Below are 12925 nucleotides of genomic sequence, written 5' to 3'. Positions count from 1 at the left end.
AATGGGCGGGTGGGGACACCCGCCTACAGCCCCTAGCTATAGTTTGGTGTCACCACCAAACCCAACGTGTAAAATATTAATATCATTTTTAAACAGCTTCAGAGTATTACCGCAAGATTAATAGTGTTTTTGTTTTTTTAATGTAAAATTTTAAAACAAATCATCCTCCTAAAAAGTGTGTTTTTAGAGGTTTTGTTCGGGACTTGTTCGGAAGGCCTTCGGAAATTTAGTGTTTTTACCGAAGAAGTCTCGAACAAGCTCCGAGCAAAAGGACTATTGTTTAATTTTTAATGTGATTTATTATAACTAATTTACAGCTACATTGGCAGTTAAACTGGCCTAATCCTAAGCGATGGAGCAAAATTGTGGAAACGACTGTTAAACTATTCTTGTTCAATCTCTTCTTTTGGTAAGTTCTTTTATCTTGTAATGGAAAACTAAATGATTTGATGTTTGCCCAGGTTTTAATAGCTTGTTCTTTTGCATGCTAAGAAAATACCTCGACAGTGGGAGCGCACTTTGCCCGCTTAGGCCAATCTTTGGAGTCCTCGCCAAACATACCCATAAGATAGATATGCCTCTTAAAACAGTTTGCTTAGTTGCCCAACAGTTCTAAATATGCTTTCGTCTGTTTTTCTACTGCAAGGGTAGCCACTTTAATAGTAGAACCAACGCGGGTAGTTTTCGGATCTACAGCTAATTTGCCAATAGTAGCCAGCGCATCTACATACCACTTGCCCCAAACTTCAATAATACGTTTTTCATCACTTACTGCTTTACCCTCAGCAATAGCTTTCTTACTTAACTCAAACTCTGTTTTTAAACGAACTAAAGCAGCCTCTTTTACCTCATTTACCGTTGCAACTGCTGTATTTTCATTAGCGCTAATTAAAGTAAAGGCCGCTGTTAAAGCGCTTACACCTACATTTTTCATGGTCGTGGCAGAAACCTTGTCAATTCTATCATTATCGGTATGATAAAATACATCGGTAAAGTGCCACATTAACAAGCCGGGTATTTTGTTTTGCAAGAAAGGTGTGTGGTCGCTGCCACCTTCAAAAGGGTTAAACTTAACCGTCCAGTTTGCAAACTTGCCTTGTTCCTTACATATATCAAATACAAAATCATTAAAATAATGAGGAAACAAATCTTTCTCTTTTATATCGCCAGCGCCCCATTCAGAATGTTTGTCTTCGCCTCTGGTCCAAATGGCAGAAGGGTCTGGCATTTTTTCTAACAAGAAAGTGCCGCCAGTTTTCTCGGTATCTTCTCCCACCATATCTAGGCTCATTCCCCAAAGAATACCCTTTGCCCTGGCGCTATCTTCTACAATATACCTACGTGTCGAAGTAATCTCATCGCCCCACAAAAAGGTTAAACTGCGTTGAGGATTTAGTTTGCCATTTTTAACCAACTGCGCAGTTAAACGAGCCATTTCTGCCAAGGTTCCCACACCCGATGCATTGTCGTTAGCACCCGGTTCTTGTACGTGGGCGCTGTAAACGAAACGTTCTTGTGGTTTTATTTTGCCGCGAACATTAGCTATAATAGTCAGTTCTTCGGCAGGGTAGGTTTTGGTAGTAATATTTACTTTTAATGCTACTTTTCCTTTTAGGCAAGCTTCTTTTAATCGCTCTTTAGAAGCATACGATAAAAACAAGGCCCAAATGCCGGCGTTAGCTTGCATGCCGCTAAACTGTATAGAGGTAACGTGTTTAGTAGGCTGGTTGTAATTTGGAAGCGCAAAGCCTACTACCCCAACAGCACCCGCTTTTGCCGCTAAGCTAATTAAACGTTGTGTAGAAACATCTCCAAAAACAATTTTGCCTTTCAGGTCTTTATCGGCTAAATCCTCTTTGGTGGCTTTATTTACAAACACTACGTCGGCGGTTATGCCTTCTGCAGGGGTAGAAACACAATTAATCGGAATCATGTTCCTGTTAGTTTTAAACGATTGCAAAGGCACACTTTCTCCCACAATGCTAATGTTGGCATCTACCGGTTCCCAAGCATCGCGTTTCATGGCTCTTTTTTCAATGCGGTAAGTTAGTGGTGCTTCAAATTCATCTTTCTTTTGCAGTACATAACCAGCTTTTTTTAAAATTTCTTCTACGCGGTAAATGCTTGCATCGAAACCTTTATTGCCCGGCAAACGAAAAAATTGCTCTACAAAAGCCGTAGTTTGGTAAGCGTTATTCTCGTTAAAACCAGCCCTAGTTAAGTTAAAATATTGCTCTCTTTGAGTTTGTGCCGCTGTATTGAAGGTAATTGTCGCCAATACAATAAAAAGGAGTTTTTGCATGTTTCTATTCTAGAACGTAAAAATAACTAATTTTAAAATGAACTAATGAGCCAACGAAGAATAAGATTTGAAAAGCAAGTGAAATACTGCTATTGAAGCATGGCCCCGCTATTCGCTATAAGTTTTTCAATTGGCTTTCCACAAGCTCAGCCTAGCATTGAAAAAGCTTTTCGCTGTTGTTGGGTTTGGGTGGCAAGGGTTATACAGAAGAACCAATAATTAAATTCCAATAACCAATAACCAATAACAAACCAACTAAACACCCAACAAACAAACCAACTAATAAACAAAACAACCAGCTAAAAACCTATTTTTGTTTATAAATTACAAACCATGAAAAAAGTCTTCATTACCATTGCTATTGCTTTTGCAGTTTTATTCGTTGCCGCTGCTGCTGTGCCTTATCTTTTTAAAGATCAGCTGGTAGCCAAAGTAAAATCAGTAATTAGCGAGCAAGTAAATGCTAAAGTAGATTTCAAAGAGTTTGATTTGACATTAATACGCTCTTTTCCTAAAATGGGCATTCGGTTGAACGATTTATTGATTATTGGCGTAGATAGTTTTGCTCAAGACACCTTGGCAAATATTAAACAATTACAGCTCGATTTGAATTTAATGAGCGTAATTAAAGGCGAAACCTATGAAATTAACGCCATAAGCATACAAGAACCAACTATTTTAGCCAAAGTTTTAAAAAGCGGCAAAGCTAATTGGGATATCATGAAGCCCGATAGCGCAGCTACGCCAAACGATACAGCAAGTACTGCTTTTAAGGCGGCTCTAGAGAAATATGCTATTGAAAAAGGAAAAATTACTTATGATGATGCTTCCCTTAATTTCTTTTTGCAGGCAGAAAACCTAAACCATAGCGGTAAAGGAAACTTTAGCCAAGATATTTTTACGCTAACTACTTTATCAGCTATTGAAAAGCTGACCGTAAAATATGGCGGTATTCCATATTTGAACGGGATAGTTTTAGATGCCAGCTTGCCACTAGAAATGGATATGAAGCAAATGAAGTTTACTTTTGGCGAGAATAAGATCAAGTTGAACGAACTGGTACTTTCGGCAGTGGGCTACTTGGCCATGCCTAACCAAACCGATATGGTAATGGATTTGAAGTTTGATGCACAACAATCGGATTTAAAGAACTTTCTTTCGCTAATTCCGGCTATTTACACGGCTAACTTTAAAGATATGCAGGCAACGGGTAAATTTGGTATAGATGGCGTGGTAAAAGGAACTTACAATGAAAAAACTATCCCCACTTTTAATTTAAACTTGGCTATTGTTGATGGAAAAATACAATATCCTTCATTGCCATCTGCCATTAATAACATTCAGGTAAAGGCAAATATTGCTAATCCAAATGGGGTTTTAGACCATACCGTGGTAAATATCCCTGCTTTTCATTTAGAGTTTGGTAAGGCTCCATTAGATGGTCGTTTGCTGGTTAAAAATCCGATAACTGATCCTTTTATAGACATGGCCCTAAAAGGAAACTTAGATTTGAAACAACTCACTACCATTTTTCCTTTGCAGGATATGAACATCTCTGGTGTTTTATTGGCCGATGTACAAGCGGCGGGCAGAAAATCATCGATAGATAAGGGCGCTTATCAAGATTTTAAAGCCAGCGGACAAATGCAGGCCAGCAATTTCGTTTATGCCGGAAAAAATGTGCCCATGCCAGTAAGCGTTCCAGCTGCAAAAATGATTTTTAGTCCGAAAAATATTACGTTGAGCAACTTGGTCGCTAAGCTTGGCAAAAGTGATTTTGCAGCAAACGGTTCGATAAATAACTACTTAAATTATGTGTTTAAAAAGAACCAATTGTTAGAAGGGAATTTCAATATTTCGTCTAATTACATCGATGTAAATGAACTGATGGGGCCAAAAATTACGGAAGCAACAAAGAAAGAGGAAGTCCCATTAACGGTGTTTGAAGTACCAGCGAATATCAATTTTAATATGGCTTTAAAGGCAAATCAGTTAAAATACGACAAGTACGATATTAAGAATGCCAAAGGTGCTTTGCAAGTAAAAGATAGAACGGTTTATTTCAAAAACTTAGGTTTAGCTGTGGTTGGCGGTACCATCAACATGAATGGCTCGTATGCCACCATTAATCCAAAAAAACCAAAAGTAGATGTAGATTTTGGAATGGATAAAATTGATATTCAGCAGGCTTTTAATGCTTTTAATACGGTAAAATTACTAGCGCCAATTGCACAGTTTACCAAAGGAACTTTCTCCACCAACTTAAAGTTCAATGCTGATCTGGATGAACATATGATGCCTGTTTATTCGTCTATTAATGCAGAAGGTTTGGCTAACATTATACAAGCCATTGTTGATGGCTTTGAGCCGGTAACCAAGTTGGCCAATGCTTTAGGAGCAACCGAACTGAAAAAATTGGAAGTAAACGATCTGAAAACCAAATTTAGAATTGATAACGGTCGTTTGATAGTAGCTCCTTTTAATATAAAGGTAAAAGGGGTGAGCATGAACGTTCAGGGTTCTAACGGTATAGACCAAAGTATGGATTATGCTTTGGTGTTAAATGTGCCACGGGCGATGTTGGGCAATAAAGCTAATGATGCGGCTAACTCTGCAATGGCAGCTTTAAATAGCAAGTTAGGTACCAATGTGTCTATGGGCGAAACCATTAAAATTAACGCCGATTTGTTGGGTACTTTCTTAAAACCTAACATCAAACTAAAATACGCAGCGGGCGAAGAAACTGCTGGTAACGCTGCAAAAGCAGTGGTAAATCAAGTAGTGGCAGAGAAAAAAGCGGAACTAGAAGCAAAGGCAAAAGAACAGGTAGATACTTTGAAGAAAAAAGCGGTGGATAAAGTAACCACTGAAATAGGTAATAAACTAAAAGGCCTGTTCAATAAGAAGAAAAAGGATACTTAGGATTTTAAGAAATGTTGAACAGTAAGGGTTAATTCGTTTTCTAATAAATATTGTTTTCTAATGTTTTGAGACATTTTACTGATTACCGAATTGAATAATTCATTTGATGTTTTTGGTGCTATTTCTTTTAAAATTGTAGCTTTTACCAACGAAAAATAAATATGTTCATTGGGTAATTCTTTTTCAATTTCTGAAAGAATTAGTAAAGCTCTTTCAGTTTCTCCTATTTTGCTTAAACAAAAACAATAGTTCAGTTTTACGATGGGCGATTGCGAAACTCTCTGCATCATTTCGTATAATTTCACAATATCAATCCAGTCTTTTGATGTTAGTTGGTTTATAGACATATACTTACTGATAATAATGGCTTCAAGATAAAACTTGTTAAGTTTTTTTGGTATTTTGAGATAATGAAAACCTAAATTCACCAGTTCTTTGTTCCATTTCTTACGATTTTGATTGAAAAAGGAGACTAGTTTGCCGTTGGCAATTTTTGCAGGAATTCTTGCAATGTGAAAGCAAAAAAGCGACAATAAGTTGCTGGTTGAGCCAGTATTATTTTGATTGAACAAAAGCTTTGTTAAAGCAAATGCTTCTAAACACAAATCTTCATTCACAATATTTTCCGTCTTTTCATTAAAGGAGTCAAAGCCGATATTGAAAACCGCATAAAGTATTTCTTCTACAATTAAAATAGATTGCTGATGAGCTACAATAGCATTGAGATCAATTTCTTTCTTGCTAAATTCAAGTTGTAAGCTTTTCTTCGTACGATTGATACTTTTGTAAATTGCTTCTTGATGAATTAAAGTACAATCAGAGATTTCGGCTACGTTTAATCCGAATATGTTTTTGAGAACGAATAATATTTTAGCCTGATTGGAAATGCTTTTTAAAGAAGAAATAAAGATAATTGTTTGTAACCGTAAGTCTGTTTTATTGATGGCTAATGATTGGTTTTCAGTTTCTTCTACAGAAAAAATATAGTTTTCTTTCTGCTTTTTAATTTGGTTTAATACATCATTACGAGCTACAATGAAAAGCCAGTTTTCTTTATTATTCGGAATTTTATTTTTATTCCAAATTTTTAAGGATTTCAAAAATGAATTTTGAATAGCATCCTCAATTTCAGAAACGTAATTCGTGCCAAATTGATTTAATAACCCCGAAAACAGCTTTCCATATAATGCTCGGTAATTTATTTCTTCTTTTGGAAGTAAATTATTGTTCATAATCTTCCATCTCCATTATCGGACGGATTTCTGTTGTTCCTCCATAATGATGTGTAGGACATTCCTTGGCAAATTCTATAATCGTTTCTAAGTTATCCGCTCGTAGCAAATAATATCCGCCAATAATTTCCTTGGCTTCCAAATAAGGTCCATCTTTCACTACAGCATCTTTCCCTGTAATGAGAACACTTTTTTCATTTAATCCATCTCCAGAAATCAAATGCCCCGCCTCAGCTAATTTATTTGCCCAATTCATATGTGCATTAGCCAATTCCTCCATTTCTTTTGGAGATAATTCGTTTAGTTTTTCAACGTCTTCGTGAAGTAATAATAAGAACTGTTTCATTGTAAATTATTTTAAAATTTCATTAAAGACATTATCGTGTTTAAGTTTTGGACATTCTTTTGTTTTTTTTATTTAAGCTTAACATATAGCTTACTTAGGTGCACCGCTACTCCATAACGCCAATACAACCTATAAAGATCGTATTGACGAATATTTGTTAACTTATTTCTTCAAAGGTGCTCTTTTGTTCATTTCTTCAATTGGCATGTGCATCATTCTGCCAATTGGCTTTTTACCACGATAGGTAATTACCCTTAACATATTTGCGTCGATAGGAACAACCAATGGTTCGGTATATTTTGGGTAAAAATGGTCTGGAAACGAATTGTCGAAACTGTAATAGATGTCCAAATCTTCCACTTCGGTACTTAGTGTTACCAATAATTTACCATCGGCGGTGCGTTTTACAGCAAAAATAGGGTCATAAACACTAGGTGCATACTTGGTTTCTGCAATGTCTAAACGTTCGAAATGCTGCTCGGTACGGGCAAAAAAGTTCTTCCAGTTTTTCTTCTCTTTAGGGCTCCATACACTCTCTGCAATGGCAAAGCCACGTGGCCAAGTCATGTATTCGGCCTGGCGAATGTTGTAAATCTGTTCGGTCCATAAGTTCGCTTGTCCGCCTTTAATGTACTTCGGATCTACACCTTCTGGCACTGGATCAAACTCGTAAGATTTACTCAGCCTTAAAGAAGCATAAACTTTAGGTTCGGTAATGGGGTCTGCTTGCATGTAATCTATGTAAGCAAATTGTGTTGGGCTCATTACTACTTCGTGCTTTGCTTTTGCGGCTTGTATGCCATATTTCATATCTCTCCAGCTCATTACGGCTGCTTTTGACGAAACGCCACCTTCTAAAACTTCGTCCCAAGCCATAAATTTCTTGCCATACTTCTCTACAATTTTTTCTACGCGGCGCTCGAAATAACCCTGCACCTGTGGCATTGTTTTTAGGTTTTCGCGTTTCATCAGCGCTGCTATTTGTGGCGTTTTTTCCCAGAAATTATGAGGGGCTTCGTCGCCGCCCATATGTATATATTCGAATGGGAAAATTTGTGCCACTTGTGAAATCACAGTGTCTAAAAATTCGTAAACTTTTTCGTTGGCCGGACATAAAGTGTTATCTACCAGTGCCAAAGGTGGTGCACCACGGCTCCAGTCCATAATGCGCTCGCCGCTACGTACTTTGTAGTTTACAGCATCGGGCGTGCAAGACAGCTCTGGATAAGAGGCAACGGTTGCCAAACTGTGCCCTGGAACATCTACTTCGGGCATAATGTTAACAAAACGTGCTTTGGCATAAGCTACCAATTCTTTGAGATCTTCTTGGGTGTAAAAACCCCCATAATTACGAGGTTCTTCAGGTTTTGTTGGCATAAAAGTACCGAAAGAGCCTACGCGTTTCACGTTCCAAGCGCCCACTTCTGTAAGTTTAGGGTAGCCTTTAATTTCTATTCTCCACCCTTCGTCGTCTGTTAAGTGTAGGTGCAAAATGTTGTACTTGTAGCGCACCATCGCATCAATGTATTGTTTTACTTCATCTTTGGTGAAAAAGTGCCTAGCTACATCAAACATTAAGCCTCGCCAGCCTAAACGTGGGTAATCGGTAATGTTTACGCATGGAACTTGCCACTTTATATCCTTCACTTGTTCCTTACTTTCTATTTCTTTGGGCAATAACTGTATCAGCGTTTGTACGCCATAAAAAATACCTGCCGGTTTATTGGCGGTAATGGTAATTTGCTGAGGTGTAACTTGTAAATGATAACCTTCTGCACCAATTACTGCATCGTTTTTATCGTTGAGTACTAACCTAACTTGTGCCGAGTTTGAGGCTGCGGCTGTAGCACTCACAAAATATCCGGTAGGAGTACCGAGCCTTTCTTGTAAAAAAGCAATTGATTGTTTTAACTCGTTAGATTTTACCGCTTGGATCAGTATATTTTCTGGCAATACAAAATGACCTTCTTGTTTGGTAACTGTTACCGGTTCTGGAATAATGGCAATTCCGCTATGCGCATGGCTGGCAGTTTGATCAAATGCTATTTCGCCTGTAGCAACTACGGTATTTTGGGCAATCGAACTGAGAGAAACGGACAATAAAATTGACGACAGAAATAATTTCATGCTAATTTGATTTGTGTGAATTGGCAATTTATTGAAAATTTAGGAGTTAGGCAATGGAATTTTATCACTTTTAGCTTAGATTTCCTAAGGTGGTAAAATATCAAAACTACTTTAACGCATTAAGAAAATTTAACACTTAATGAACTTCCATTTATAACCACCTTAGAAACCTAAGTACATTTGAGTTTTTTAAGCTAAGGTTTTCTAGGATGTGTTAGGTGGTGAAAATTATTATTTCAAAGCATCTAATACTTGAAATAATTTTCGGCTAATTCCAGATCCGCTATAATTATTGATGTTAATTACCGCAACATATTTATTGCCATTTTTAGCGGTATAGTAACCTGCATAGGCGGTAACATCGTTAATATTGCCGCTTTTAATGCTCATACCGTTATACTCTGGGAACGAGTTGAGGTAATCGGTAAACCATTCTTCTTTTTGTGCTTGAAATAATATAGAGGCCATGGCCATGGTAGTAATTCTATTACCTGGCGAAAGGCCACTTCCGTCAATTATGTTCAATGCATTTTTATAGATGCCTTTGCCCGCCCAAAAATCAATGGCAGCCCTAGCGCCATTTTTGGTGCTGGCTTCTTTGCCTTGCTGATAGGCAATGGTTTTTAGCAACTGTTCGCCATAAAGGTTAATACTTTTTTTATTGAACCAATACACAATTTGGCTTAGTGTGGGCGAGAAGATAGTTAATAGTGGTTTTTGCTCGCTCTCAATTTGTTTTTGTACTAATGTTAACAAACGGGTGGTGCTTGCAGCTTTATCGCAGGGTATGTTTAAAGTTCTTAAAGTGTCTTGTAAACGATAGGCAGCATCAAAAGCGGCATCCGGCAAGGCTAGCGAAATGCCTGTTTTCTTAATGCCCATTCCCCAAGTGCCACGCAAATAGCCAATGTTGGTATAGGGCGCCAAAAAAGCATAGGCATTATCGCCAGTGCCGTTAGCACCAGTTTTTAATTCGTTTACCAATTGGATGTATGGTGTTTGGGGAACGGTTTTTACCAGTTCAACGTTGCTTCCAATAGTAGCACCAGCTTTAAGATGTAGATCAAACTGGTTTTCTCGCCAACAAATCGAAGCCCCACCCGCACCATAGTAATTACCTATATCTTGCCAAATCCAGCCGGTGGGTAGGGTAGAAGTGCCAAAAGTACGATCATCGCTAATTACGCTTCCCTCAATTTTTTTAATGCCCGCAGCTTTAATGGCCGCTACCCATTGGTTAAGGATGTTACTTTCTTTAGTTTGCTCGTAGCGCCACGATCCCAAACTTGGGTCGCCTGAACCGGTAATGATTAAGTCGCCTTGTAAAGTGCCGTTGCTAGTAACTTTTCCGGTGTACGATAATTTTGTTTCATAACGGAAATCTTTACCCAAGGTATAAAAAGCCGTTGCCGAAGTAATGGTTTTTAACGTCGATGCTGTGGCCAGTCCGATGTTCTCATTGTTGGCAAAAACAACTTTACCTGTACTGGCATCTAATACGCAGAGCGATGTAATGGCATATTTTGCTTGTTCGTCGTTTATCAAGTTTTTGTATGCTCTTTCTAGCTTTTGAGCTGTGGTTTGGGCAAAGCTAGGTATTGCTATAAGAGATACAAACGTGATGAGTTTAAATAATTTCATTGGGAATAATTAATGAAGGTATGCTGGAATAATTTTGTTTGTTGATGATAAGTTTTTCGTCTATCGTATAGTTGTTTGTAAATGTAGTTGGAAATTTTGCTTTTTTGTTTTCATTCCACTTAATTTCGATGGCATTTAATTTTCCATTAACCTCTTCTATCAAATCTATTTCTTGTTGCTGAAAACTTCTCCAAAAGTAATATTTGGCATGTTTGCGGGCATTACTGTTAGCTTTTATATATTCAGAAACGATATAGTTTTCAAACAATTGTCCTGTATCCGTTCTTAAAGCCAAAGGGTTAAAATTTTGAATGATAGCATTGCGTATGCCTAAATCATAAAAATAGATCTTCTTGCTTTTTTTGATTTCGTTTCTTAGGTTTTTTGAATAAGCATTAAGCCTGAAAGCAACAAAGCATTGCTCTAGCAAATCAATGTATCGTTCTACAGTTTGTTTGTCGGCTTCTATAATTTGCCCCAGCTCGGCATAAGAAATCTCGCTTCCTATTTGTAAGGCCAAAGCCTGCACCAATTTTTCTAGCTGTACAGGTTTCCGTATGTTGCCCAGTGCTAAAATATCTTTAAAAAGATAGCTATTGCTGAGGTTTGATAAGAGCTCCTTTTCTTCGCCTAAATGATTGATGGCATCTGGATAGCTACCATAAAGCAGTCGTTTCTCCAAGGCTTGTTCTTCGTTTATAATTCCATGATGTTCAATAAGCTCCGTTAAAGAAAATGGAAAAAGATGATATTCGAATTTTCTGCCAGTTAAGGATTCTTTTATTCCTACGGCAAGGTCTAATGTAGAAGAGCCTGTAACTAATAATTGAACGTCCTCAAAATTATCTACAATTAATTTTAAGGTAATACCGATGTTTTCTACACGTTGTGCTTCATCTATAAGTAGTACCTTGTTTTTACCTATCATAGACTTAAGTCTTTCTATACTTACGTCTTTTAAGCTGTTTCTTATGTTAGCTTCATCGCAGTTAAAGATGGTATATGGCAACTCTTTTTCTTTAGCTATTGTTTTTAAAAGTGTTGTTTTGCCTACCTGTCTTGGCCCTGTAATAATAATGGCTTTTCCTTTAAAGAACTTAGAATTTATGATATGCTTTAATACTCTTGTTATCATATTAACCTATTTAAGCTAAAGCAAATATAATTATTATTCTCTTTTTTATATATAATTTTTAGATTGAAATCTCTTTTTTATATATAATTTTTAGATTGAAATCTCTTTTTTATATATAATTTATAGGTTATAATGTAAAGCGCATAAAAAAAGTGATGCTGTTTACATCACTTTTTATAAAAAAATATATGCTACTTAAACTAGTTTGTTTTGTACTAGATATTCTGCAATTTGAACTGTGTTTGTAGCTGCACCTTTGCGTAGGTTGTCTGCAACAATCCACATGTTTAATGCTTTGTCATGCGATTCATCTCTGCGCAAACGGCCTACAAATACTTCATCTTTTTCGTGAGCATCTTTAGGCATTGGGTATTTTAGGTTCGCTACATCATCAACCACCACTATACCAGGTGCATTTTCTAGAATGCTGCGTACTTCTGCTAAATCAAAATCGTTCTCAAACTCCACGTTTACAGATTCTGAGTGGCCACCCATTACCGGAATACGAACAGTGGTAGCAGTTACTTTGATGCTATCATCGCCCATAATTTTGTTGGTTTCTTTTACCATTTTCATTTCTTCTTTGGTGTAGCCATTGTCGGTGAAAACGTCTATATGAGGCAACACGTTCAAATCAATTTCGTACGGATAGGCTTTTGGCCCATCAACACCTTTACGCTCGTTCATTAACTGATCCACAGCTTTAACGCCCGTACCTGTTACCGATTGGTAGGTAGAAACAATAACACGTTTAATTTTATATTTTTCGTGTAGTGGCTGTAAAGCTACCACCATTTGTATGGTAGAGCAGTTTGGGTTGGCAATAATTTTATCTTCTTTAGTTAAAACGTGGGCATTAACTTCTGGCACTATTAATTTTTTGGTAGGATCCATTCTCCAGGCCGAAGAATTATCAATTACTGTAGTTCCAACAGCGGCAAAACGAGGAGCAACTTCTAAAGAGGTGCTTCCGCCAGCAGAGAGAATAGCAATTTCTGGAGCTAGTGCAATTGCAGTTTCAATGCTAACAATTGGATATTCTTTGCCCTTAAACTTAATTAACTTACCAACGCTCTTTTCAGAAGCCACTGGGATTAACTCGGTTAAAGGAAAATTTCTTTCTTCCAATACTTTTAACATTACGGTACCTACAAGTCCTGTGGCACCTACTACTGCAACTTTCATGTTTTTTTTGTTTTTTTGTTCTATATTTAAATTGA

The 12925-nt window shown here is 37.2% G+C and carries 8 protein-coding genes; 1 reads left to right on the top strand and 7 read right to left on the bottom strand.

The features are described 5' to 3' along the window. Positions 1–595: 595 nt before the first annotated feature. Positions 596–2302, bottom strand: coding sequence for a M28 family peptidase (locus B3I52_RS13560; protein WP_293302136.1), 1707 nt, complete (start codon positions 2300–2302; stop codon positions 596–598). Positions 2303–2635: 333 nt separating this feature from the next. Between B3I52_RS13560 and B3I52_RS13555 the strand changes: the two genes are divergently transcribed. Further along, complete coding sequence (locus tag B3I52_RS13555; RefSeq protein WP_293302133.1) at positions 2636–5224, top strand: AsmA-like C-terminal region-containing protein; 2589 nt, start codon at positions 2636–2638, stop codon at positions 5222–5224. On the opposite strand, the gene B3I52_RS13550 is transcribed toward B3I52_RS13555, so the two are convergent. From B3I52_RS13550 to B3I52_RS13525, 6 genes are all read right to left on the bottom strand, one after another. Further along, positions 5221–6456 (bottom strand): DUF6596 domain-containing protein, encoded by a 1236-nt coding sequence (locus B3I52_RS13550; protein WP_293302130.1) that lies wholly within the window; start codon positions 6454–6456, stop codon positions 5221–5223. The two genes, B3I52_RS13555 and B3I52_RS13550, sit on opposite strands and share 4 nt — an antisense overlap. Then, positions 6446–6802, bottom strand: coding sequence for a YciI family protein (locus B3I52_RS13545; RefSeq protein WP_293302127.1), 357 nt, complete (start codon positions 6800–6802; stop codon positions 6446–6448). Before B3I52_RS13545 ends, B3I52_RS13550 begins: the two co-directional genes overlap by 11 nt. Positions 6803–6964: 162 nt before the next feature. Continuing rightward, the gene (locus B3I52_RS13540; RefSeq protein ID WP_293302125.1) at positions 6965–8929 is read right to left on the bottom strand and encodes a beta-N-acetylhexosaminidase; all 1965 of its coding nucleotides are present in this window, start codon (positions 8927–8929) and stop codon (positions 6965–6967) included. Positions 8930–9160: 231 nt separating this feature from the next. Beyond that, entirely contained in the window at positions 9161–10570 is a 1410-nt protein-coding gene (gene dacB, locus B3I52_RS13535) for a D-alanyl-D-alanine carboxypeptidase/D-alanyl-D-alanine endopeptidase (protein ID WP_293302123.1), read from the bottom strand. After that, positions 10557–11705 (bottom strand): ATP-binding protein, encoded by a 1149-nt coding sequence (locus B3I52_RS13530; RefSeq protein WP_293302120.1) that lies wholly within the window; start codon positions 11703–11705, stop codon positions 10557–10559. Before B3I52_RS13530 ends, dacB begins: the two co-directional genes overlap by 14 nt. Positions 11706–11900: 195 nt before the next feature. Then, positions 11901–12890 (bottom strand): aspartate-semialdehyde dehydrogenase, encoded by a 990-nt coding sequence (locus tag B3I52_RS13525; protein WP_293302117.1) that lies wholly within the window; start codon positions 12888–12890, stop codon positions 11901–11903. Positions 12891–12925: the final 35 nt, after the last annotated feature.

Source organism: Pedobacter sp. UBA4863 (genome assembly GCF_002399615.1).
Classification (GTDB): Bacteria; Bacteroidota; Bacteroidia; order Sphingobacteriales; family Sphingobacteriaceae; genus Pedobacter.
The sequence above is the reverse complement of the archived record's forward strand: the minus strand, read 5'-3'. Positions and strand labels throughout refer to the sequence as shown.

Coding starts and splice junctions, on each gene's coding strand:
- B3I52_RS13560 (WP_293302136.1), bottom strand. CDS start 2,302: ATGCAAAAACTCCTTTTTATTGTATTGGCGACAATTACCTTCAATACA.
- B3I52_RS13550 (WP_293302130.1), bottom strand. CDS start 6,456: ATGAACAATAATTTACTTCCAAAAGAAGAAATAAATTACCGAGCATTA.
- B3I52_RS13555 (WP_293302133.1), top strand. CDS start 2,636: ATGAAAAAAGTCTTCATTACCATTGCTATTGCTTTTGCAGTTTTATTC.
- B3I52_RS13540 (WP_293302125.1), bottom strand. CDS start 8,929: ATGAAATTATTTCTGTCGTCAATTTTATTGTCCGTTTCTCTCAGTTCG.
- B3I52_RS13525 (WP_293302117.1), bottom strand. CDS start 12,890: ATGAAAGTTGCAGTAGTAGGTGCCACAGGACTTGTAGGTACCGTAATG.
- dacB (WP_293302123.1), bottom strand. CDS start 10,570: ATGAAATTATTTAAACTCATCACGTTTGTATCTCTTATAGCAATACCT.
- B3I52_RS13545 (WP_293302127.1), bottom strand. CDS start 6,802: ATGAAACAGTTCTTATTATTACTTCACGAAGACGTTGAAAAACTAAAC.
- B3I52_RS13530 (WP_293302120.1), bottom strand. CDS start 11,705: ATGATAACAAGAGTATTAAAGCATATCATAAATTCTAAGTTCTTTAAA.